This is a genomic window from Paraburkholderia dioscoreae (genome assembly GCF_902459535.1).
GTDB lineage: Bacteria > Pseudomonadota > Gammaproteobacteria > Burkholderiales > Burkholderiaceae > Paraburkholderia > Paraburkholderia dioscoreae.
Genome location: NZ_LR699553.1, coordinates 1759976 through 1783236, shown reverse-complemented (window position 1 = coordinate 1783236; position 23261 = coordinate 1759976). Strand labels below are relative to the sequence as shown.

At 65.7% G+C, this 23261-nt stretch carries 20 protein-coding genes; 4 read left to right on the top strand and 16 right to left on the bottom strand.

Translation table 11 applies throughout. The features are described from left to right. Positions 1 to 3: 3 nt before the first annotated feature. The 12 genes from PDMSB3_RS07865 to PDMSB3_RS07810 form a co-directional block, all read right to left on the bottom strand. Positions 4 to 1791, bottom strand: a complete 1788-nt coding sequence (locus PDMSB3_RS07865; RefSeq protein ID WP_165185671.1) for a TadG family pilus assembly protein — start codon at positions 1789 to 1791, stop codon at positions 4 to 6. A 1-nt stretch (position 1792) separates the two neighbouring features. Continuing rightward, on the bottom strand, positions 1793 to 2194 hold the full coding sequence (locus PDMSB3_RS07860) for a DUF3613 domain-containing protein (protein ID WP_165185668.1): 402 nt from the start codon (positions 2192 to 2194) through the stop codon (positions 1793 to 1795). Positions 2195 to 2241: 47 nt separating this feature from the next. Further along, positions 2242 to 3105 (bottom strand): tetratricopeptide repeat protein, encoded by an 864-nt coding sequence (locus PDMSB3_RS07855; RefSeq protein WP_165185666.1) that lies wholly within the window; start codon positions 3103 to 3105, stop codon positions 2242 to 2244. A 9-nt stretch (positions 3106 to 3114) separates the two neighbouring features. Continuing rightward, positions 3115 to 4128: a type II secretion system F family protein gene (locus PDMSB3_RS07850; protein WP_165185663.1), complete on the bottom strand. Its 1014-nt coding sequence runs from the start codon at positions 4126 to 4128 to the stop codon at positions 3115 to 3117. Position 4129: 1 nt separating this feature from the next. Next, positions 4130 to 5278 (bottom strand): type II secretion system F family protein, encoded by a 1149-nt coding sequence (locus PDMSB3_RS07845; RefSeq protein ID WP_165185661.1) that lies wholly within the window; start codon positions 5276 to 5278, stop codon positions 4130 to 4132. Beyond that, complete coding sequence (locus tag PDMSB3_RS07840) at positions 5271 to 6680, bottom strand: CpaF family protein (RefSeq protein ID WP_011487869.1); 1410 nt, start codon at positions 6678 to 6680, stop codon at positions 5271 to 5273. Before PDMSB3_RS07840 ends, PDMSB3_RS07845 begins: the two co-directional genes overlap by 8 nt. Before the next feature lie 3 nt (positions 6681 to 6683). Beyond that, positions 6684 to 7925: a fimbrial protein gene (locus tag PDMSB3_RS07835; protein ID WP_165185658.1), complete on the bottom strand. Its 1242-nt coding sequence runs from the start codon at positions 7923 to 7925 to the stop codon at positions 6684 to 6686. Positions 7926 to 8057: 132 nt separating this feature from the next. Continuing rightward, positions 8058 to 9473: a type II and III secretion system protein family protein gene (locus tag PDMSB3_RS07830; protein WP_165185655.1), complete on the bottom strand. Its 1416-nt coding sequence runs from the start codon at positions 9471 to 9473 to the stop codon at positions 8058 to 8060. 42 nt (positions 9474 to 9515) lie between these two features. Then, complete coding sequence (gene cpaB, locus PDMSB3_RS07825; RefSeq protein ID WP_007182274.1) at positions 9516 to 10466, bottom strand: Flp pilus assembly protein CpaB; 951 nt, start codon at positions 10464 to 10466, stop codon at positions 9516 to 9518. Positions 10467 to 10557: 91 nt separating this feature from the next. Beyond that, on the bottom strand, positions 10558 to 11055 hold the full coding sequence (locus PDMSB3_RS07820) for a TadE/TadG family type IV pilus assembly protein (protein WP_165185652.1): 498 nt from the start codon (positions 11053 to 11055) through the stop codon (positions 10558 to 10560). Continuing rightward, positions 11052 to 11552, bottom strand: coding sequence for an A24 family peptidase (locus tag PDMSB3_RS07815; protein ID WP_007182276.1), 501 nt, complete (start codon positions 11550 to 11552; stop codon positions 11052 to 11054). Before PDMSB3_RS07815 ends, PDMSB3_RS07820 begins: the two co-directional genes overlap by 4 nt. 145 nt (positions 11553 to 11697) lie before the next feature. Continuing rightward, positions 11698 to 11871, bottom strand: a complete 174-nt coding sequence (locus PDMSB3_RS07810; protein WP_165185649.1) for a Flp family type IVb pilin — start codon at positions 11869 to 11871, stop codon at positions 11698 to 11700. A 656-nt stretch (positions 11872 to 12527) separates the two neighbouring features. Here PDMSB3_RS07810 and PDMSB3_RS07805 point away from each other — a divergent pair. The 4 genes from PDMSB3_RS07805 to PDMSB3_RS07790 all read left to right on the top strand — a co-directional run bounded on the left by PDMSB3_RS07805 (position 12528) and on the right by PDMSB3_RS07790 (position 18304). Further along, a complete protein-coding gene (locus tag PDMSB3_RS07805; RefSeq protein ID WP_007182278.1) occupies positions 12528 to 14000 on the top strand; it encodes a collagen-like triple helix repeat-containing protein in 1473 nt (490 codons plus the stop codon). 238 nt (positions 14001 to 14238) lie between these two features. After that, complete coding sequence (locus PDMSB3_RS07800) at positions 14239 to 15579, top strand: collagen-like triple helix repeat-containing protein (RefSeq protein WP_165185646.1); 1341 nt, start codon at positions 14239 to 14241, stop codon at positions 15577 to 15579. A 283-nt stretch (positions 15580 to 15862) separates the two neighbouring features. Further along, positions 15863 to 17572 (top strand): ShlB/FhaC/HecB family hemolysin secretion/activation protein, encoded by a 1710-nt coding sequence (locus PDMSB3_RS07795; protein ID WP_007182280.1) that lies wholly within the window; start codon positions 15863 to 15865, stop codon positions 17570 to 17572. Between the two features lie 246 nt (positions 17573 to 17818). Then, complete coding sequence (locus PDMSB3_RS07790) at positions 17819 to 18304, top strand: DUF2147 domain-containing protein (protein ID WP_007182281.1); 486 nt, start codon at positions 17819 to 17821, stop codon at positions 18302 to 18304. 168 nt (positions 18305 to 18472) lie between these two features. Here the strand turns inward: PDMSB3_RS07790 and PDMSB3_RS07785 are convergent, their stop codons facing one another. From PDMSB3_RS07785 to odhB, 4 genes are all read right to left on the bottom strand, one after another. Continuing rightward, the gene (locus PDMSB3_RS07785; RefSeq protein WP_007182282.1) at positions 18473 to 18922 is read right to left on the bottom strand and encodes a transposase; all 450 of its coding nucleotides are present in this window, start codon (positions 18920 to 18922) and stop codon (positions 18473 to 18475) included. Positions 18923 to 19085: 163 nt separating this feature from the next. Continuing rightward, positions 19086 to 20183, bottom strand: coding sequence for a cell division protein ZapE (zapE, locus tag PDMSB3_RS07780; protein ID WP_007182283.1), 1098 nt, complete (start codon positions 20181 to 20183; stop codon positions 19086 to 19088). 88 nt (positions 20184 to 20271) lie between these two features. After that, positions 20272 to 21702, bottom strand: coding sequence for a dihydrolipoyl dehydrogenase (gene lpdA / locus PDMSB3_RS07775; RefSeq protein ID WP_007182284.1), 1431 nt, complete (start codon positions 21700 to 21702; stop codon positions 20272 to 20274). A 150-nt stretch (positions 21703 to 21852) separates the two neighbouring features. Beyond that, positions 21853 to 23136, bottom strand: coding sequence for a 2-oxoglutarate dehydrogenase complex dihydrolipoyllysine-residue succinyltransferase (gene odhB / locus PDMSB3_RS07770; protein ID WP_007182285.1), 1284 nt, complete (start codon positions 23134 to 23136; stop codon positions 21853 to 21855). Between the last annotated feature and the right edge of the window lie 125 nt (positions 23137 to 23261).

Below are 23261 nucleotides of genomic sequence, written 5' to 3'. Positions count from 1 at the left end.
AGGCTAGTTGACCAGTTGCGCGACGCCGCACGTCAGCGACATGTTGTGGACCGTGGCGGTGCCGACCTGAACGCCCAACAGGGACAGTGTGGGGACGAGGACTGCGTCGAGGAGGTTGAAGACGGGTTGGAGAACCGGCACGAGGAGGCCTGTCAGGCCCGAAAGGATCAGTGACACGACGCCACCTAGATCGACACCCAGCGCATTGACGACCAGCGCGCCCGACAGGCTATTGAGCAACGTCGAGGTCAGCACGGCGCCATCGCTGCCGATGGCGTTGGAATTCGCACTTTTGCTGGCGTCGAAACTGCCCGACGGACCGTTGAAGACAAGCGGGGTCAGCGTGCCCGGATCGAGCCTGGCTTTGATCGGGTTCAGCGCAACCGTCCCCGCCGGCACCGTGATGCCGAGCACGACCGCCGACAACGACACCACGTTGACCGGCTTGCTGCAGGACGCGTCGCCGGCAATACAGAGCGCGGCAATCCCAGGCGTGACCTTGATCGTGGCATTCGTGGCCGCCTTGGTGCTCTCGCAATCGACCGACGTCAGGGACGCGCTACCCTGGGCGGTCTGCACCGAGACGTTCAAAGGCGTGCTCAATGCCGATAGGGTCACCGCGAGCAATGGCGCGCCGCCCACCGTGATCGTCGGCAAGTTGAGCGGCAAGAGATTCACACTCGCGTTGACCACCGCCGTGCGCGCGTTCGTCCGGTATGTCCCGTCGGCCGACGTGCCGCCCTCGCCCACCGCCAGCACGGGCGGATTGACGATCTGCAGCGAAATCCCGGCCACGCCCGCGAGCCCCGCCGCCACGTTGATCACCGGGGCCTTGCCCAAGGTGCCGTCCGGACTGCGCTGCGCGATCTGCGCGGCAACCAGCAATGCATCGAACGCGTTGACCGTCGCGCTCGCCGCGGCATCCGGATTGGCGAGGCCGAGCGCGAGCAACCCGGGTGCGGACGTGACGCCATCGCCGATCGTGATGTTCTGGCCACCCGGAATAGCCACGGCCAACCGCTGCAGAATCGCCGCATTGATCGTATCGCCGCCCGTCTGCAGCGCGGTGACCATCGCAACCATCAGTTGCTGAAAGCTCACCGTGGTGCCGAGCAGCCCCTTCATCGTCGCGGCGCCCAGCGCCACTTTCAGATCTTCCAGCTTGACGTGCGCCGTCGCGAGGCTCTGCGTGTCGCCCACGCTCAGCGACACGCTCGTGTTCAGCAAGCCGCCAAGGATCGCGTTCAACAGCGCCGACTGCTGCGTATTGATCGACGCGATGCCGGTGCCGAGCGAAAACGCGTCGATGTTGGACGCGAACGCGGTGGCCGTCGCCGAGACGTTACGGCTCGGTCCGACGAAGAAATACGGCACGACCTGGGTCGTCTTCACCTGCACCGCATTGAGCGGATTGCCGCTGGTGCCGAAGTACGCGTTCGAACTCGTGTCCCAACGGCCGCACGTGGTGCTGATGGTCGTGGTGCTGCCGGCCGTGAAGCCGTTGGCCGCGGCGTTCTGCTGCGCGGCCGTGGTGGCGGTCGCGCAGCCGCCCGTGGAGCCGATCAACTGGACCGCCGCCATTGCCGCCAGATCGGCCGTGCGCTGCAACTGCCTGCGCGCGAAATACACGTTGCCGACGTCGAGCGCACCGAGCGCCGCAATCGCCACGCTCAGCCAGATCGCCGCGAGCATCGCGATGGCGCCATGCTGGCGGCGCGCAGGCGCACGCCCCGTCCACCGGGGACGGGCGTTGCGCGCGGCAAGCGTCGTGGCGAAAGGCAATTTGCGCATGTCAGTTCGATCCGCCGCTGCTTCCGCCCAGCTCGCTGTTGACGGCCATCGCGCCGCTGCCGCCGTTGCCGGCGTTCAATGCGGAACCGTACAGATCGGGAATCTTGCTCTTGAACGACTCCATGTAGCGGCGATAGGCCAGCCCGGCTTCGGCGCCGAGCGTCGGCAGCGCCGGCGCGGCTTGCGCATTGCTGCTCTGCAGGTCGAGCCATGCGCGGGTCGCATGACCCACTTCGCTGGCGCGTACCGCCGGCTGCGCGGCCTGAACCGGCTGCGCCGATTCGTCCGTCTGCGCCATCGTGCAGACGGAGGCGCCCAGCAGCACGCCGGCCGCCGCGGTCATGGCCAGCCACCGGGCCGGCATCGACGCCCGCCAACCCCGCTTCGTGATTCTGTTTTTCATCGTTGCTCCATGATTGCCTGATGCATCAGCCCGAAGTCGCGGCGCGCTCATTGCGAGAAACGCTGCAACAGGCGCGGCGCGGGCTCGATGCCCTGCGCGCTCGCGACCGTGCCCGTGCCCGTGCCCGCCGCGCCCGCCGCGCCCGATTGCTGTTGCGCCGGCGCGCCGCGTGCTTGCGCGCGTCCTGCCGCGGCCACCTTCGCCGCATCGCTGCGAATCGCGGCGCGCACGTCCGGTGCGAGCTTCTGCTGGTTCATCACCGCCAGCGCCTGCGCCTGGTCGCCGCTCGCGAGCAGATAGAGCACGAAGTTGCTGACGATCTTCGGATTGCTCTGGTCGAGTTCGGCCGCTTTCATGAGCGGCACGCGTGCGCCGTCCACGTCGCCGTCGCGCAGCCTTGCGTAGCCGAGGTCCGACAGCGTTGCCGCGTCGGTCGGCGCGAGCTGGACGGCCTGCTGCAACGCCTGCGCGGCGCGCGCGAAGTCGCCGGCCGCGCCGGCGATCAGACCGAGGCCGCGATAGCCGCGCGTGGCGAGCGGCGTCTTCAATAGTTCTCCGTACGCGGCCGCGGCGGCGGCCGGCTGCCCGGTCATGCGCAGCGCGTCGGCGCGCAGCAGGATCGAGTCGGGGCTCGCGCCGTACTGCTTGTCGTACGCATCGATATGCGCGAGCGAAGCGAAGTACAGTCCTTGCGATTGCATCTGGTCGATCAGGCCGAGGTACATGCCGGGCGTGTCCGGCGCGGGATCCTTGTTGGCCTGCTGGGCCAGCACGGCACGCTCGGCCTGCGGGCCGACGCCGTAGCCCGTCAGGTCTCTGGACGCACACGCGCCGAGCAGCGCCAGCAAGGCCAGCGCCGCGGCGCAGCGCGCGCCATGTTTGACGGAATCGAACGGGAGAGTGTGAGTCATGGCAAATCCTCAGTGCTTCGCCGCGCCCAGCGAATGCTGGACAGCCAGCACGCCGGGGCCGGCCGTGACGATCATCAACGCGGGCAGCAACGTGACGATCATCACGCCCGTCATCTTCACGGCGAGCCGGCCAATGCGTTCGCGCAACATTGCGCGGCGCGTTTCGCGCAGACGGTCTCCGAACTGCTTGAGCGGTTCCTGCACGGCGCCGCCGTGCCGGTCCACCTGCACCAGCAAACGCATAACCGCGCGCAGATCTTCGTTGTCGTAACTCGTTGCGAGCCGGTTCAGCGACTGCTCGCGCGTGCGGCCGGCAGTGAACTGACGCTGGGCGATTTCCAGCTCGCCGGCGAGCACCGGCAGCATGCCGCGAAAGTCGTTGACCACCACCTGCAAGCTCTGATCGAGCGACAAACCCACGCCTTGCAGAAGCCGCAGCAGATCGACCAGCAACGGCAATTCGTCGACCACGCCGTTGCGGCGCTTGCCGGCGCGCCGCCGCAGCACGAATTTCGGCAGCATGAAGCCCGCCATCGCGGCGATGATCACCAGCGCCACATACCGCGAGCCCTCGAACTGACCGCGCGTAAGCATGCCGGCCAGCACGGGCAGCACCATCGCACCTGCGAGCCGCGCCACCAGAAAGAGGCCGCGCGTGCGCGTATCCACGAAACCGCATTGTTCGAGCAGCCGGCGATCTTCTTCGGCGACGATCTGGCGGCCGAACGGCGTGTCGAGCCAGCGAATCCCGGTGTGCGCGAAGCGCTCCAGCAGACCTTTGAGACCCGTGGGCGGCGCGTGCCGCGCGGCACGCTTTGCGCCACCCTGCGCGCCTTCTGCGCCGCGTGCCGCCGCGGCGGCGGCGAGCGCCGCGCTTTGCAGCGCGCGCTCGTCGAGCGCGTGGCGCAGCGTGCGTTCGCTGCGCCGCGCGGCGGCCATGCGCGCCAGCACCAGTCCGGCGATCAGCAGCAAACCGAGCGCGGCCAGAGCGAGCGCGAGCGCGACGAGTTGTTGGGTCTGCATGTCAATTCCTCAGGTTCGCAAGGCGATAGAGCAGATATGCCCCACCCAGTTGCAAAGCAAACGCCAGATAGACGAGTTGCCGGCCGGTCGGATCGAACCACATCGAAGCGAAATACTTAGGATTGGAGAGGATCAGAAAACCGCCGATGCCCACCGGCAGCATGGCCAGCACCCAGGACGACAACCGCGTTTCCGCCGACATCGCCACCAGTTCGCGCTCGGCGTGTTCGAGGTCGCGCATGAACGAAGCCATCCGTTCGAGCATCACGTCGGCGCGGCCGCCGTATTTGACCGACAGGCGCAGCACGGCGCCCACCAGTTCGAGTTCGCGCACGCCGTAGATCAGCGCGACCTGGGAAAGCGCACGGTCGATTTCGACGCCGGTGCGCAGCATCCGCGACACGTAGTCGAGGCATTCGCGCAACGGCGCCTCGGTCGTTTGCAGCGCGGCCTGAAAGGCCGCGGGCACGCTGTTGCCGAGCGTGATCAGACGCACGATGCCGTCGAGAAACAGCGGCAACTGCCGCACGATTTGCTGGCGGCGTTTGTTCACGCGCAGCGTCAGCAGAAAATAGAAGAACATCACGCAGGCGCACAACGCAACGCCGGCCGCGAGCGCGCCGCCGACCAGCGCGGCCCAGCCGCACAGCAGCAACACCAGCGTGCCCGCCAGCACGGCGGGCCCTTTTGCATTGGCAATGCCCGCACGCGCCAACGCATGCCGCACCATGAAACGCGCGCGCGCCCGCAGATAACGCCAATAGGCGAGCCAGCCGGCATCCGCAGGCGGCGCCTGCGGTGCAATCACGGCGTGCGTCGTGGCGCGCGCGGGCGTGGCGCGCGCGCCGCTTGCCGGGCCGCTGCCCACGCTGCCCACGCCGCCCACGCCGCCCGGGCCGCTGCCCACGCCGCCCGCGCCGCCGCCCGCGCCGCCGCCCACGCAGCCCGCGCCGCCGCCGACGACGCCAGCGCCGGCCGGCATGGCGGAAGCAGCGCCAAAGGCGCCCCCACCAGAAGACGCCACGCGGCTGTCGATATAGCGTTCCGCGCTCACCTGGCCTTTGCGTTGCGCGCTGCGCTGCCAGAGCAGCAATGCAAGCGCCGCGCAGAGCAGCGCAAGCGCCGCGAAGACCAGAACCGCGCTAGACATTGAAGCCTCCGCCAAACCCGCCGCCACCGCCGCCCGAACCGCCGAAGCCACCACCGCCCGAACCACCGAAACCGCCGCCGAAACCCGCATTGCCGAACGCATTGCCGGCCCCGCCGCCGAGCGCCTGGCGGAAGCGCGCCAGCTTCGGCGAGTGCGGATGAATGCCGAGCGAAACCCAGTTGTCGAGTTCGTCGCCATCGGCATTCAGGATCGGCTCGTAGCGATACAACTCCTGAGTGGCGATGATGTTGTCCGACAGCCCCGTCACTTCCGTGATCGACAGAATGCGCCGGCGCCCGTTGGAGAGCCGGCCGATCTGCACGATGAAGTCGATCGCATTGGCGATCTGGCGGCGCAGGCTCGACTCGGTGCCCTGAAAGCCCGCGAAGCCCGCCAGCATTTCGAGCCGGTACAGACATTCGCGCGGCGAGCTGGCGTGCACGGTGCCCATCGAACCGTCGTGGCCGGTGTTCATCGCCTGCAGCATTTCGAGCACCTCGCCGCCGCGCACTTCGCCGACGATGATGCGGTCCGGCCGCATCCGCAAGGTATTGCGCAGCAGGTCGCGAATCGTCACGACGCCCGCGCCGTCGAAGCCGCCCGGCCGGCTTTCCAGCCGCACCACGTGCGGATGGTTCAGCGACAGCTCCGCCGTGTCCTCGATGGTCACGACGCGTTCCGCCTCGGGAATGTGAAACGCCAGCGCATTGAGAAGCGAGGTCTTGCCCGAACTCGTGCCGCCCGACACCAGCACGTTGCAGCGCGCCGCCACCGCGGCTTCGAGCAACGCGCCGATTTCCGGGCTGTAGGTACCGTTGCCGAGCAGATCGTCGGGCCGCATCGGATCCTTGCGGAACTTGCGGATCGAGACGATCGGGCCGTCGATCGAAAGCGGCTCGATCACCACGTTCACGCGGCCGCCGTTCGGCAAACGCGCATCGACCATCGGATTCGATTCGTCCAGACGCCGGCCGATCGGCGCGAGAATGCGCCGCACGATCCGCAGCAGATGCGCGTTGTCGGCAAAGCGCACCTGAATGCGCGTCAGAATGCCGTGGCGCGACACGTACACGTCGTTGTAGCCGTTGATCAGAATATCTTCGACGGCCGGGTCGGCGAGCAGATCCTCGATCGGACCGAAGCCCGCGAGCTCCTTGGTCAGCGCCTCGGCGATCAGGCGCACCTCGCTCTCGTTGATCGGTATCCGGCGCAGCCTGACGAAGCTGTCCATCTCCAGATCGACGAACTGGTTGATCGCGTTACGCGACCAGCGGCCGAACTCGGAGCCGAGTTCTTCGATACGCGTGAGCAGATGTTCGTGCGCAGCGTTCTTGATATCCTGGAACTGCTGGCTATGCGCGAACGAAGGCGCGTCGTCGGCAAATTCGATGTCTTTTGCCATCGTCTATGACCGCTTGTGAGTGGTTGGAATGAGGCGCCTGAGCGCGCCGAATGCCGCCTTGCCGCGTGCCTGCGCCACGGCGCGCTGCGCGCCGCCGAGCCGCTCGATCAACGGCTCGAGCGCGCGCACATACGGGTCGCGCGCGGCGACGTCGACCAGCAGATGCCCTTGATTGGCCGCCTGCCCGAGCGCGATACGCCGCTCGGGCAAGGTCCCGAGCAACGCAATATCCAGACGCTGCGCGATCTGCGCGGGAGCGAGGCCGAGATCGGCGTCGAACTTGTTGACGATCAGCCGCACATTGGCGGTGTCCACGCCTTCTTCGCGCAGCGCGTCGAGCACGCCGACGGCCGATACGATCGAGGCCACGCCCTGATCGCACAGCAGCCAGGTTTCGTCCGCGGCCTGCACGACATGGGCGATGAACTCGCCATTCGTGAAGCCGCCGAGATCGATGATCTGCTGGTCGAAAAACGCGCGCAGGCGAGTCAGCAAACCGATCGACGACGAGTACGAGACCTCGCGCATATCGGCCAGGTTCGGCGGCAGCGTGGTGAGCGCGAGGCCGCTCGCGTGATGCGACAGCGCCGTATGCACGAAGGTCTGGTCGAAGCGGCGCAGATTACGCACGGCTTCGACGAAACTGAATTCGCTGCGCGTATTCAGGAGCAGCGAGGCGTCGCCGGCCGGCAGGCCGAGATCGAGCAAGGCGGCTTGCCGGCCCTGCGCGACGTCGCGCCGCTGCAGCATCACCGAGAGGTTCGCGGCCAGCGTGCTTACGCCCATGCCGACGCGCGCGCCCAGCAGCGCCGTGACATGGCCATGCCGGCTGACCGGCTCGACGAGATTGTCGAGCACCTGGCGCGTGATCCGCAGCGCGTCTTCGCGGGGCGCCGACAGATCGATGAAATCGCGCACGCCGGCACGCAACGCGGCCAGCGCGCTTTCGGGCTCGGCGAGCGAACCCAGCGCGACGATCTGCATGCCCGGATAGGCGGCGCGCACCGCGCTCGCGGCAGCGCTCGCCGCCGCGGCGCGGCCGCAGGAAAAATCGACGAACACCAGCGACGGATTGAGCGTCGCGATGCGCTGCGTCAGCATCGACGGATCGAGTGTGGCCGTTTCGACCACACCGGCCGCCACCAGCGTATCGGCGAGCCAATGCACGTGTTCGCCGGTCAGCGACGCGAACACGAAATAGTCGGTGACCGCCCGTTCAGTCAATGAATGCGTTCTCGCGTTCATATTGGACTTCCTTATGCGGCATGGGCGGCAACGCCCCCGCGTCGTACTGCCTGCCGGCGGGCGCGCGCGGTTCGCACGCACGCCGGCTCACGCCTGTATTCACCCGGTGCGCCGCGAGAGCGCCTGCCGGCTTCACTTCGAAAATCCCGGCGCCGAATCGCGCGCCGCCACGCCGCCGATCAGCGAACGCCACACCGGCCCGTTGCGCTGCTCGGACTGCTCGCCCGGCGTCGACGGCAAGCTCGCGCCTTTGGCAAGCGGCGAGACCAGATGCGGCGTCACGATGATCACCAGCTCTTTCTCGTTCTGCTGATAGTTCAGCTGTTTGAAGAACGTGCCGATCACGGGGAGATCGCCGAGCAACGGCACCTTCGAGACGTTCGAAGCCGTCTCGCGGTCGATCAGGCCGCCGATCACGAAGCTCTCGCCATCGCCGAGTTCGACGGTGGTGTCCGCCCGCCGCGTGATGAACGCGGGCACCGACACGCCGCTGATCGTCACCGCGTTGGCGAAGTCCAGCTGGCTCGCCTCCGGCGCCACTTTCAGCGCAATACGCTGCGGGCTCAGGACGGTCGGCGTGAGCGTGAGCCCGATGCCGTACGGCTTGAATTCGATCGAAGTCGAACCGAGCGCCTGCGGCACCGGAATCGGCACCTCGCCGCCGGCGAGGAAACTCGCGCTCTGACCGGACAACGCCACCAGTGTCGGCTCGGCCAGCACGCGCGCGAGGTTGTTGCTCTCCAGCAGGCTCAGGTTCGCGAACAGCCCATGCGTGGCGGAGTTGAAAATCAGGTTGAACGCCGAGGAAATCGGCGTCACGCCCGTCATGCTCGGCGCCTGCCCCGCCGTCGCCGATACCGAACTCAACGCCGACGGCGCGAACGAACCGAACGTGAAGCCGTTGTTCTGCTTGAAGAAGTTGAAGCCGACTTCCTTGAGCACCGAACGGCTGAACTCGACCACTCTCACGTCTACCTGGACTACCGCGCGGCTCGCCACCGTCGAGGTGTCGAATACCGCCCCGTCCTTACCGAGCGAGCCCTCGGCCGCAACCACGGCGCGCTGGTGAGCCTCCATCGTCGCGGACGTGCCGGACACCACGGCGGTGCCGCCGAGCACCTTGACCGCCGGCGTATCCGGTCCCAACAGCGACGCGGCGGCCGGCGTGGTCACGTCGACGGTGTATTGCAGCGGCGCGTCACGGTCACGCGCCCACAGCATCAGATTGGTAGTGCCCGCAGCCTTGCCGACCAGCAGCACGCCACCGCGCTTGTCGCCCTTGATGATCAGCACGTCGGCCACCGAAGGATCGCCGATCGCGACACGCTGCAGCGTGTGGCCGACCGCGAGCTGCTGCTGCGCGCCGACCGTCAGGGCGATGCGCTGCGCGGGCGCGGCGAGCGCAGGCTGGGCCGCTTGAGCCGCTTGAGCCGCCTGCGCGGCTTGCCCCCGCGGCGCCGGCCCGGCTGCATCAGTCGCCGCCGATACGGCCAGCAAAGCCACCCCGAGCCACGCCGCCTTGCGGAAAACAAAAATCCGTTCTGTCATGTAGTTATGGACGCGACCGGCCGCCCGCTCCCTGAAACTGCTTTACCAGGCGACCGTCTCGGCGCGCCCACCCCGTATCACTTCGATACCGCTCTTTGTACTGTTGATATTGCCCGCCACGCGCGTCGGCGGCATGCGCGGCAGCGGCGGCAGCCTCGCGGCAGTGCCGGCACTGCCCGCGTTGGCGCTGCCCGACAAGGTGTCGAGCGCGACGCCGGCCGCGGCGCGCGTGGAGTCCTGGAGCGGCTCCGCCGTGCCCGCATGAGCCGCTGTCTTCAGCACGCCCGGATAGGCCGGCAACACGCTTTGATCGACTACTTCGGTATCCTTCGGATTGCGCAGCGCGAAGATCAGACGGCCGGCGCTCTCGGCCAGCGTCAGACGATCGACATCGGCAACCGGCACCGCGAGCACCGCCGTGCGAACCATGCCGTTCGGGTCGCCCGCGCTGTCGCCGCTCGCGGTGGCGTTGCCGAACGCGAGCACGCGTACTTTCGACATCAGCAAGCGCGCCTGGGTCCGGTCGATTTCGCCGCCATTACCCATGCTGCCGCCATCGCGCTTGAGCGTGAAAAATACGTCGACGAAATTGCCCGGCCGCAGCCGGTTGCCGACCGCGTTGCCCTCGTCCACCCGCACGGCGAGCGCGCGCTCGCCAGCTTCGACGCGCTCCGCGAGCCCCGACGACAACTGGCTTTCCAGCACCGGCGAATCCGCGCCGATCTCCGCATTCGGCACGCGGCCGGCCAGTTGCGCCGGCTCCGTGAAGGCGCCGTTCGGATTGATCGGCAGCGACTGGATGCGCAAATCGTCGACGGTAATGGGTTTGCCCGGCGCCAGCGCGCGGGTCGCCACCACCACCGGAAAGCTCGCGTGCGTGGCGGGCGTGACGGCCACCGGCGCCGGGCGGCGCGACAGCGTCCACGCAAACAGGCCGAGCACGAGCGCCACTGCGATCAACACGCCGGCGAAAATCCTGGTCAGATTCGGCATGGCGAATGGCTGCCTCTGTTAAACGATGCAAGGCCGTGCACGCGCGCAATCACGCGTTCACGGACGACGAGGCCTGGAGCCGGCGCGCGCATCACTGGATGTTCTCCGGGTTGAGTTGTACGGTGGCGGTACTCGACAGCGACTTCGGCACCACGATTCCCAGCAGCGGCAAGATCGGCACGATCGGATTGGCCTGATAGTTATAAATGAGCAGCACGTTCACGCATTGCATGGTGCCGCCCGGTCCGCACGTCGTGGAGGAAGGCGTGCATTGCGCGTACTGCACCAGTTTCGCGGTCACCAGTTTCGCCGCCGCGCAGGCCGCATTGCCGCGATTGGTCAACGCGGTTTGCAGCGACGTGTTGCTCTGCCAGTTCAAGGCGGCGCGTGCGCCTTCTTCCGCGGCCATCGTCAAATTCTGCTGCGCCACGAGGATCAGGCTGAAGGTGATGATCGCGTACAGGATCATGAAAAAGAGCGGGAATACCAGGGCGAATTCGACGGCCGTGGCACCCCGCTGCGCGCCCGCACGGCGCGCGTGGATACGTTGGCGTTGCGGGCACGCGCGCTGTGTCGCGGCGGGTGTCATCGCAGCCCTCCGGCCATGCCATGCAACACGAGCCAGCCGCTCGCAGCCGCGGTCAGACACGCGGCATACGGCGTGGATGCCTTGCCAGCCAGTTCGAAGGTCGAGCCGGATTGGCGGACGAGACCCGCGAGCCGCGTGCGGGTCGTGATCAGCAGCCACAGCGCGTGCACGCCGGCCGCGAGACTCGCGGCCATCCACAGGCCGGGCAAAGCGTGCATGCCGCACCATGCGCCCAAGACGGCGAAGATTTTGACGTCGGCGGCGCCCATCACACCGAGCGCAAAAAACGGCAACAACGCGGCCAGACCAATCAATGCGCCAATACCCGCGCGAGCCGGCGAAATCCCGAAAGGCCCGCATTGAAATAACGCGCAGCCGAATGCCGCCGCTAAACCCGCCACGACAATTGAATTGGATATACGCCGCCAACGACAATCGCTGATCGCGACTACCGCGGCCCAGGCGACAAATAACAAAATACCGACGAAAACATTCATTTCGCACTCGACAGGCGAAGCTACGCCATGCGAATTGCAATGCAATTCACATTAACCATTCAGCGATGCGTTAATACGCCGGCGAAACGGATGGACGCCGGAACGCCAACCGCTTCGCGCAACGTTTACGGTTTGCCTTTTACGATCAGGACGGCGCGACGATCAGGTTCGCGACTTTCGTCATCACAGTCGAGATGTTCGCGCCGACCGACGTCACCGCCCCGGCAATGACGAGTACGACGAGCCCCGCGATCAGCCCATATTCAATGGCTGTCACGCCTTTGTTTTCTTTCAGGAAGCGTTGTGTGAATTTTTTCATTTGAACCCTCGGACTTCATTATTTCATTCGTATACGTGCTGCATCGGTCAGTGGAGTACGTTAAGTGCACGAACCGTTGGTCTCTCATTCCCGGCCCTGTTTGTTGCACCGCAGTAGCTTCACATTGCAGCCGTCGTCAATAAAACGGATGCGCATGAGCTGTCTGTTCGATAACCCACCTCCCTCGTCGATCTCCGATGCTTCCGGGTTTTATAGCCGAACAATCATATTTAAGCAATTGTTCGCTGCCCTGACGCTCGTGGCGTATGCGTTTTAACCGCTCGCTCAGATTAACGGCAGTCCGTGCGTTGCAGCACATAGGTATAACCATGAGTTAGATTCGCTCCACTAATTATTTGTTTGAACAGAACGTTTCAAGCGCGCGGACCCGTTTCGCGCAACTGCGTTACGCCGTACATCGTAACGGCGTGCCGGGCTCGTTACGTTACGCCGCTCGTGTAACCGCCCCGCGCAGCGCGTTTCGCGAGCGCATTCTGATTCGGCGCGCGTTCCATCAACTTCCCCCAAAGCCTTATGGGACAAGGCGCGAGCCGAAGCGCCGAAAAAATCTTCCACCTTGCCCAGTCGAAATGGCACGGCTCGTGCAGAGACAGGCACGCAGCAATATCCAACAACACATGCGATGCGAGGGCGACATGAACATTCAAACAACTCACACCACGATACGGGCAACCCTGATTGCAGCCAGCGTAGCTGCGATGCTTTCTCTCGGTGCGTGCGGAGGCTCAGGCAGCCTGAGTTCCGGCACCGGCAGCAACGGCAGCGGCTCTGCGGGAGGCACACTTTCCACCTCGGGTGGCGGCAGCGGTTCGATGGGTTCGGGCGGCTCGGGCTCGGGCACCACCACCGGCAGCAACGGCTCGGGAACGTCCGGCACGGGAACGGGCAGCGGAACCGGCACGGGCTCCGGCACCACCGCGGTCGCCAACGCGCTCGGCACGGTGGCAGGCAACGGGGGCGGCGTGGTCAGCGACGTCGGCTCGACGGTCAGCGGCATCGGCGCCGTGATCGGCTCGCAGACCGTGCCCGGCGTCAGTTCGCAAACCACGCAGGCCGCCGGCGGCATCGTGCAGCAGGTCGGCGCGGCCGTGTCCACGCTCGGCGGCGGCGTCTCGCAAGGGCTCGGCCAGCTTGGCACGGGCGGCAATGCGGTTGGCACGACGGTCTCGAGTCTCGGCGGTGCGGTGGGTCATGTCGGCGGCGCAGTGACGGACGCGGGCAACCTCGTGACGAGCCTCGGCAGCGGCCCGCTCGCTCCGCTCTCGGCGATCACCTCGCCGCTCGGCGGCGTCGTCAACACGCTCGGCGGCGCGGTCACCAACGGCGGCAGCACGCTCACCACCGCCCTCTCGACAGGTCCGGTCCAGCAAGTCACGCAAACCCTCAGCACGGCCATCACGCCGATTACGTCGATGGTCGCGGCGACCACCCAGACGGTCGGCAACACCACGGGTCTCGGCGCACCGCTGAACGGCCTGCTCTCGACGCTCGGCGGCGGCCTCGGCAAGGCCGGCACCCTGTTGAGCGCGACCGGCGGCAACCCGGTCACGGCCGCGCTCGGCCATACGGTGACCGACACCGGCGCGACGGTCGCTTCGGTAGGCGGCCTGCTCACGGGCGGCAGCGGCGGTAATCCGCTGGCGCCGCTCACCGCGGCACTCGGCGGCCTGACCGGCGGCACCGCGGGTGGTCCGCTCGCTCCGCTCACCAGCGCGCTCGGCGGCCTGACCGGCGGCACCGCTGGCGGTCCGCTCGCTCCGCTCACCGGCGCACTCGGCAGCGTGACCGGCGCCGTCGGCGGCGCATCGGGCAGCGGCAACCCGCTCGCGCCCGTCACCGGCCTGCTATCGAGCGTGACGGGCGGTCTCTCCGGCGCGGCCGGCGGCAGCAGCGGCCCGCTCGCCCCGGTTATCGGCTTGCTGTCGAGCGTGACAGGCGCGCTCGGCAGCGTCGCCACCACGCCGACCACGACGACAACCGCCGCCTCCACCACCTCGGGCGCCGGTCTGTCGCTGTCGACCAGCACGGGCAAAGGCACGACGGGCAACCCGCTCGCGCCGGTGACTTCGCTCGTCGGCGGTCTGCTCGGCGGGTTGGGCAAGAAGTAAGCAGGACGCTCGGGAACGGCAATAAAACGTAGTGGGATCCCAGACCGAAGCCCAAGCCGGGGCGCGGCCCGCCAGCCGCGCCCCGGCACTGCGCCGATGCCTGGCCGAACTGGGCCGCGCCGCTCAGACACCTGTTGCACCGGCGCACTGGAAGCACCGCACACGACATCCAGAAGACACGGAGGAGCACACATGTCCACCCAACGGTTTTTTTTCTCTCCACGCGACGTGCGCGACTGTGTCGTCGTTGCGCACGCCATTGATCGCCGTGGCGGTCGCCGCCCTGCTCGCGGCGTGCGGCGGCAGCACCGTCAGCGCGCCGCCGACCACGTCGAGCACCGGTAGCGGCAGCGGCTCCGGTTCGACCAGCACCGGCGGCGGCACCACCAAGACCGGCACCACCGGCCTCGCCACCGCGGCCGCGCAGACCACGAACGACCTCGGCACGGCGATCGCCTCGCAGACCATTCCGGGTCTGAGTCCGCAAGTCACGCAAGGTCTCGGCAACGCCGTATCGAGCACGAGCGGCACGCTGAACGCGCTCGCCAATGCCGTGAGCAGCGGCGTCGGCCAGACCGGCACGACGGCCAATCCGGTCGGCACCACGGTCGCCGGACTCGGCTCGGTAGTCAGTTCGACGAGCGGTGTCGTGCAAGGGTTGAGCACCGCGGTCGGCGGACTCGGCAGCGGCAATCTCGCGCCGCTGTCGCCGCTCACGACACCCTTGGCCAGCACGCTCTCCACCGCCGCGAGCGCGCTGAACGCCGGAGGCGCGACGCTCGGCAATTCGCTCGGCTCGGTGCCCGTGCAGCAGATCACCCAGCCGATCAGCACCGCCATCACGCCGATCGTGACGACGGCCGGACTCGTCACGCAAGCGGTCGGCACGCAGACCGGTCTTGGCGCACCGCTCGGCGGCGTGCTCGCGCAAGTGGGCGGCGCGTTGAGCTCCGCCGGCTCGCAAGTGGGCGGCGCCACGAAGAATCCGCTCGGCGCCGATCTCGGCACGCTGGTCGGCTCGCTGGGCAACACGGTGACGAACGCTGGCGGTCTCGTCAATCCGAACGGGCCGAATGGCGCGATGCCGATTCCCGGGCTGATCACGAGCCTCGTCGGCAGCACCAGCGTGAACGTCGCCAATGGGCCGCCCGCCAGCAGCAACCCGCTCGGCCCGCTGCAAAGTTCGCTGGCGAGTCTCGGGCTCGGCAGCAATCCGCTCGGCTCACTGTCGACGCTGCTCGGCGGCACTCCGCTGGCCGGTCTGACCTCGGCGCTAAACGGCACGCCGCTGGGTTCGCTGACTTCCGGCCTGAACGGCTCACCCTTGAGCTCGCTGACTTCTGCGCTGGGCGGCTCGGGTAGCGCATCGAATCCGCTGTCGACGCTGACCGGCGCGCTTTCCGGCGTCACGAGCGGCGCCTCGGGCGGCGGTGGTCAGGCGCTCGCGCCGGTGACGGCGCTGGTCGGCCAGTTGACCGGCACGCTCAGTTCCGCGGCCGGTTCGACGAGCGCGTCAGGCTCGCCGGCGAGCGGCTTGACGACCCTGCTCGGCGGCGTGTTGCCGGCCAGCCATAAGTAGTAAGCCTAAGTGTTTCATGGCTGTCGCGCACGTCAGCCATTCGATGAGACCGGCTTGAAAGCAGTCATCGGATGGCGCATGAAACATGCGAGTAGGCAATGCGCATAAACAGTCCGACTCATCAGGTGCTCCGCGTTTTTTCAGGCAAGGCTCAAGCCTCACGGAGCACGTGACGTAATACATGCAAGCATCGCAGTACGCGTCGAGCCACCTATAAGCGTTCGCGACCCGCCCGGCCAGGCGGAGCGTGCGCGACACAAGAACGGCATACGAGGAAAATCCGATGAAACTCGGGTATGGCAGCACATGGACCGTCGTACTCGCGGCGATTGCGGCGAGCGCCCTGCAGATGCAGGCACACGCGCAGTCCCGCCCAGGCGGTTCGGCGGTCGGCGGCAATCCGATGGATTCGCTGCCGCAGATCAAGGCACCCGACAAGGGGCCGAACGTGACCGTGCAAGTCGCGCCGCAAGCGCCCCAACTCGAGGCATTGCTCGCCCGCCACATCACGCCGTCGCGTGTTCAGGTGGAGGGCGTGAAGTCCCTTCCGTTCGACGACGTCGCCCAACGTTTCGCGCCGCTCGTCGGTAAGGACACGACCATCGGCGATCTGATCCAGGTCGCCAATGGCGTCACGAAGCTCTATCAGGACCGTGGCTTCGCGCTCTCGTTCGCGTTCATTCCGGCGCAAACATTCGAAGGCGGCGTGGTGCGCGTGACGGTGGTGGAAGGCTACGTGTCCGCGGTCAAGGTGACGGGCAAGGCCGGCGCCGTGGAAGACAAGATCCGCGCGATCGCCGATCACATCACCGCCGACCGGCCGTTGCGGCGCGCCACCTTCGAGCGTTACGTGAACGTGCTCGGCCTGCTGCCGGGCGTGAAAGTCGCGGCCAATGTGCCGCCGCCGCAGAACACCGACGGCGCCACCACGCTCGAACTGAACGTGGAGCGCAAGCCATTCGACGTCAGCACTGGGATCGATTTCAATCACCCCGGCGTGCAAGGCTTGCTGACCGCCACCGAAAACGGACTGACCTCGTTCGGCGAACAGTTGAGCGTGTCGGCCTTGCTGCCGAAGGGGCGTGACAACGTCACCTATCTCGCTGCCCACGGCGCGGTGCCGATCGGCAGCAACGGGCTGATCGCGAAGATCGACGCCTCGCACTATCGCGGCAATCCGACCGACAATCCCGGACTCCCCTCTTCCATCGAACGCACGGTGATCAACGACAAGGTGGGCGGCTCGCTGGCGTATCCGATCCTCTTGAGCAACACACAAAGCGTGATCGGCACGGCCTCGGTCTATGCGTCGCACGACGAGGATCGCTACCATAACCACGACACCGGTGCGCAGCTCGGCTTCCGCTCGCAAATACGGGTCATGCAGTTGCAGGCCGACTACACCAGCGTGCAGACCGGCCAGGTGCGCCGCGCGAGTGTCAACGTGGCGAAGGCGTTTGACATTCTGGGCGCATCAAAATCCGGCGACTCGAATGTGCCGGGCTCGCCCGTTACCAATCCGGCGTCGATCAACTTCGTGCGCACCGGCGCCAGCTTTTCGCAAACCAACGAGTGGCCGTTGAAGATCGGCACGGCGGTCTCGCTGACCGGTCAGTACAGCGGCGTGTCGCTGCCGACTTCGGAGCAGATCTCGTTCGGCGCGCAGCGTTTTGCGCAGGGCTATCAGCCGGGTGAAGCATCGGGCGATTCGGGCTGGGGCATGATGCTGGAAGTCAACCGTGCGTTCACGCCGGGCTTCACCTATCTGCGCACCCTCACACCCTATGTCTCGTTCGACATGGCGCGCGTCTTTCTACATGCGGGCACGCCCTCGCCGTCGAAGCTTTCGTCGATCGCTTTCGGCTTCCGGATCTCGGATGCGAAGTACTACAGCCTGGATTTGTCGGTGGCCAAAGCGATTGGCGACGCACCGGTGGAAAGTGCGTCACGCAGCCCGCGCATCAACGCGACATTCTCGTACCAGCTGAACTGATCCGCAAAAGTGCCGCGTCCTGATTAGAGGGTCCACTATCAAACGGGGCGCGCACTTTCACGTATTCTGCGCTGACGATGTTGCGACCAGCGGCGCGCAAGCCGCATTCCACGGGTGGCGCATCAGGGAAATAGAAGTAGAACCTGAGGGACCAGGCATCACGGCGGCCCAGGTCAGAAGAACGCCCGAGATGCCGATAACGCCGCGCGACCATGATCGCGCCGTCTTTAATCAAGGAGGAAGACAATGACGCAATTCACACAACGCGCTCGCGCAATGGCGCTTCGCACGGTCAAACACGCCGCGCTCGCCGGCGTATTGCTCGCCAGCGCCATGACGGCTATGGCGCAGGCCGACAGCCCCGTAGGCACGTGGCAAACCATCGACGATCACACCGGACAGCCGAAAGCGCTCGTGCAGATCGCGCAGGACGGCAGCGGTTCGCTCAGCGGCAAGGTGATCAAGGGGCTCGGCGCCAACGACCAGCCGGATCGCCGCTGCACGGCATGCACCGACGCGCGCAAGGATCAGCCGATCCTCGGCATGACGATCATCAGCGATATGAAAAAGGACGGCGACGCCTGGGACCACGGACAGATTCTCGACCCGGAAAACGGCAAGCTCTACAAGTGCAAGATGCACCTGGAAGACGGTGGCAACAAACTGGTCGTGCGTGGCTATATTGGCGTCTCGCTGCTCGGCCGCTCGCAGACGTGGGTGCGCCAGCAATGATGCGCGGGTAGTTCAGGTTTGACGCGCTGATGCGCCGCGGCTCCAGCCGGGCTCATAGCGACCGGCGCGTTGGGGCTCCTGGCAGAGCCCTGGCAGAATCACCTGAACCGGCCGACGATCACAATCGCTCGACCGGTTCTTTTGCCTGAAGACACCCGCTTGAATCGTTCATGCAGCGTGTTTGAACGGCGAATTGAACGCGAACGGCGAGGACGGCAGCGGCTGGGGTGATGCCGGGCTGTACACCGCGGGCGCGACGACCGGCGCCTTTTCCGCCTCAACGCTCTTCTGTTCCGCATTCACATGCGAACGCATGCGCGCTTCCATCAGCGCACAAAGCTCTTCGCTCGCCGCGCCGAACAGTTGCTCCATCACGCGTTTGAGCACACCGGATTCATACCACGCCTTGAAGCGCCGATGGCAGGTTTGATACGACGGGTATCGACGCGGCATGGCGGACCAGGTGGCGCCGCTGTACATGACCCACAGCACGCCGTTGAGCACCGAGCGCGTATTGGCGAGCGGCCGGCCGCGCAGCTCCGAACGCGGACGCAGTTCCGGCAGCAGCGGTGCGATACGTTGCCATTCTTCGTCGTTGATATCACGGTGGGGATTCATGGTTTCTCCTTTGTCAGAACGTTGACAAAAGATATCCAGTCGTCCGCAGCCGGAAAATAAGACCAATCCGAATCTTGAAAATACGCCGCGTAAAGGCGCCTCGTCGGCCAACGCAGCGCGATGATCTATCGCAAAAGCACCGTCGGCCGTGCCTGGCCGCGCCTCAGGTTAGCGACGTATCGACGATCCGCCGTGGCGCGTCGAGGTATTCCTTCGACTGCATTTCGACGATGCGCGACACCGTGCGCGTGAATTCGTTGGCCATCGGACCGTCGACATACAGTTGCTCGGGCGGCACCGCGGCGGACATCAGCAGCTTCACCTTGTGGTCATAAAACACGTCGATCAGCCAGGTGAAGCGGCGCGCTTCCGAGGCCATACGCGCCGACATCTGCGGCACGCCGGAGAGGACTACGGCGTGAAAGCGGCTCGCCAGTTCCAGGTAGTCGTTCTGCGAGCGCGGTCCGCCGCACAAGGTGGCGAAGTCGAACCACACCACGCCGTCGGCACGGCGCAGCGCCTTCAACTCGCGTTTTTCGATATGCAGGATCGGGCTCTCGTCGGGGACCGCGGCGAGGCGCCCGAACGCGTCGCGCAACGCCTTGTCGGCGGCGGCGCCAAGCGGCGTGTGATACACCTCCACCTGAGCCAGCGTGCGTTGCCGGTAGTCGATGCCCGCGTCCACGTTGATCACGTCGAGCTTTTCCTTGATGAGTTCGATCGCCGGCAACATCCGGTCGCGATGCAGTCCGTCCGGATACAGCGTGTCCGGATCGTAGTTGGACGTCATCACGAACTGCACGCCGTTTTCGAACAGCTTGTCGAGCAGGCGGTACAGGATCATCGCGTCGGCGATATCCGACACGTGGAATTCGTCGAAACAGATCAACCGGTAGCGCCTGGCAATCCGGCGCGCGAGTTCGTCGAGCGGATCGGCCGTGCCTTTCAGTTCTTCCAGCTCTCGATGCACTTCACGCATGAACTCGTGGAAATGCAAACGCGTTTTGCGCTGCACCGGCACGATCATGTAGAAGCTGTCCATCAGGAAGCTCTTGCCGCGCCCTACGCCGCCCCACATATACACGCCACGCGGCAGGTCCGGGTGGATGATCAGCTTCTTGAACGCGTTCGAGCGGCGCGACTTGTACTCGGTCCACTCTTCATAGCACCGCTGCAGACGGTCGACCGCCGCGCGTTGCGCCGGGTCCGATTGGTAACCCCGCGTCTGCAGTTCTTTTTCGTAGTATTCGGTGACGTTCATGTTGTGCTGCAAATAGAAAGGCGGGAGGGAGTGAACCCGCCCGCCTTTGTGGTAATGCCGGAATACTGTCAGTCAGGCGTGCGCGTGATTACATGTTCAGCGCGCGCTTGTCGACAGCGAGTGCCGCCTCGCGCATGACTTCCGACAGCGACGGGTGCGGATGGCAAATGCGGCCGATGTCTTCCGACGCCGCCTTGAATTCCATCGCCACCACGGCTTCCGCGATCAGGTCCGATGCGTTCGCCGAGATGATGTGCACGCCGAGCAGTTCGTCGGTCTTCGCGTCGGCGATCATCTTGACGAAACCTTCCGCCTTGTTGATGCCGAGTGCGCGGCCGTTCGCCATGAACGGGAACTGGCCCGTCTTGATCTCGCGGCCTTCAGCCTTCAGTTGCTGTTCCGTCTTGCCGACCCACGCGATTTCCGGTTCGGTGTAGATCACCCACGGAATGCAGTTGTAGTCGATATGCGGCTTCTGACCGTCGATGATTTCAGCGACCAGCACGCCTTCGTCTTCAGCCTTGTGCGCGAGCATCGGGCCACGCACCACGTCGCCGATCGCGTACACGTTCGGCACCGCCGTCGCGCAATGCTCGTCGACGTCGATAAAGCCGCGTTCGTTCGCCTTCAGGCCGATCGCTTCGAGGCCGAGGTTGTCGGTGTTCGGCACGCGGCCGATCGACACGATCAGGCGATCGGCTTCGAGCGTCTGCGCGTTGCCGTCCTTGTCCGTGTAGGCGATCGTCACGCCGTTGGCGGTCGTCTTCACTTCGCCGACCTTCACGCCGACGTGGATGTCCAGACCCTGCTTCTTGAACTGCTTGGCCGCTTCTTTCGCGAGCGCCTGGTCGGCCGCGCCGAGGAATTCCGGCAGCGCTTCGAGCACGGTCACTTCCGCGCCCAGACGGCGCCACACCGAACCCAGTTCCAGACCGATCACGCCAGCGCCGATCACAGCCAGCTTTTTCGGCGTGGATTCGAAGCTCAGCGCGCCTTCGTTGTCGGCGACGATCTTGTTGTCGACCGGAATGTTCGGCAGATGGCGAGCCTTCGAACCCGTGGCGATGATCACGTTCTTTGCCGTGACCACTTCGGTTTCGCCTTCGCCGCTCACTTCGATCTGCACGCCGGCGTCCGTCTTGCCGGTGAACTTGCCGTGACCCTTGAGCCACGTGATCTTGTTCTTGCGGAACAGGAATTCGATGCCCTTCGTCATCTTCTCGACGATGCCTTCTTTACGGGCCATCATCTTCGAGATATCGACCTTCACGTTTTCCACGGAAATGCCGTGGTCGGCGAGGTGATGCGATGCGTTTTCAAACTCTTCCGACGACGCGAGCAGCGCCTTCGACGGAATGCAACCCACGTTCAGACACGTGCCGCCGAGCTTCAGCGCGCCGGCCGGGTTCTTCCATTTTTCGATACATGCGACGGTCTTGCCGAGCTGCGCTGCGCGAATTGCGGCAATGTAGCCGCCGGGGCCTGCGCCGATCACGACGACGTCAAATTCTTTGGACATGACAATCCTTTGGATGGCGGAACAGCGCGCCGCCACACTTCGTGGCGCGCGCCTTTCCTGTACTGCGGAATGCGAAAGACGTGCTGCCTGCCTGATGCTTATATGGTGCCGGCTTGCACGATGACAAGCCGGCACCGCCCGGGCCGGCGCTTACAGGTCGAGCAGCAGGCGAGCCGGGTCTTCCAGCGCATCCTTCATGGCGACCAGCGACAGCACCGCTTCGCGACCGTCGATGATCCGGTGGTCGTACGACAGCGCCAGGTAGTTCATCGGGCGGATCACGATCTGGCCGTTTTCGACCACAGCGCGTTCCTTCGTGGCGTGCACGCCCAGAATTGCGGATTGCGGCGGGTTGATGATCGGGGTCGACAGCATCGAACCGAACACACCACCGTTCGAGATCGAGAACGTACCCCCGGTCATTTCTTCGATCGACAGCTTGCCGTCTTTCGCCTTCTGGCCGAATTCGGCAATCTTCTTTTCGATTTCGGCGAGGCTCAGCTGATCCGCGTTGCGCAGGATCGGCACCACCAGACCGCGCGGCGAACCGACAGCGATACCGATGTCGAAGTAGCCGTGATAGACAATGTCGTTACCGTCGATCGACGCGTTCACCAGCGGGAACTTCTTCAGCGCATGAACCGCCGCCTTCACGAAGAACGACATGAAGCCGAGCTTCACGCCATGTTCCTTTTCGAACTTGTCTTTGTACTTGTTGCGCAGATCCATGACCGGCGCCATGTTCACTTCGTTGAACGTGGTGAGAATGGCGTTGGTTTGCTGCGACTCGAGCAGACGCTCGGCGATACGCGCACGCAGACGCGACATCGGCACGCGTTGTTCCGGCCGGTCCTTCAGCCATTGCTCAGCCGAAGCCGGCGCCTTCACGTCCGGCAGCGACGGCTTCGCAGCCTTCGGTGCGGCGGCCGGAGCCGGGGCAGCAGCCTTCGCAGCCGGTGCGCCCGCGCTCAGCACGTCGCCCTTGGTGATGCGGCCGTCGCGGCCCGTGCCGGCGACGTCGCCCGCGCCCAGACCCTTCTCGGCCATCAGCTTGCCGGCGGCCGGCGAAGCAGCGGTGTTCGCACCCGTTGCGGATGCGGCTTGAGCCGCCGGAGCCGGTGCAGCGGCGGGCGCCGGAGCGGCTTGCGGAGCGGGCTTCACTTCGGCTTCGACAGCAGCGGCGCTTGCCGTGCCTTCGGTGTCGATCTTGGCGATCACCTGATCAGCCGTGACGGTGTCGCCGTCGTTCGCGATGACTTGCGCGAGCACGCCGGCCGAGGGTGCCGGCACTTCGAGCACGACTTTGTCGGTCTCGATTTCGATGAGAATTTCGTCTTGAGCAACAGCCTCGCCGGGCTTCTTCTTCCACTGCAGCATCGTGGCTTCCGAAACCGACTCGGAGAGCTGGGGAACCTTGACTTCAACAATAGCCATTATGAATATCCTGAATACGTATCGGGTGACGGCGCGCGATCTGGGATCCTACGACCGCCTGCGAACCTCGAATGCCGCAATTGATCTTTTCGGATGCGGCACGGGAAAGCGCACTGCGCTTTCCC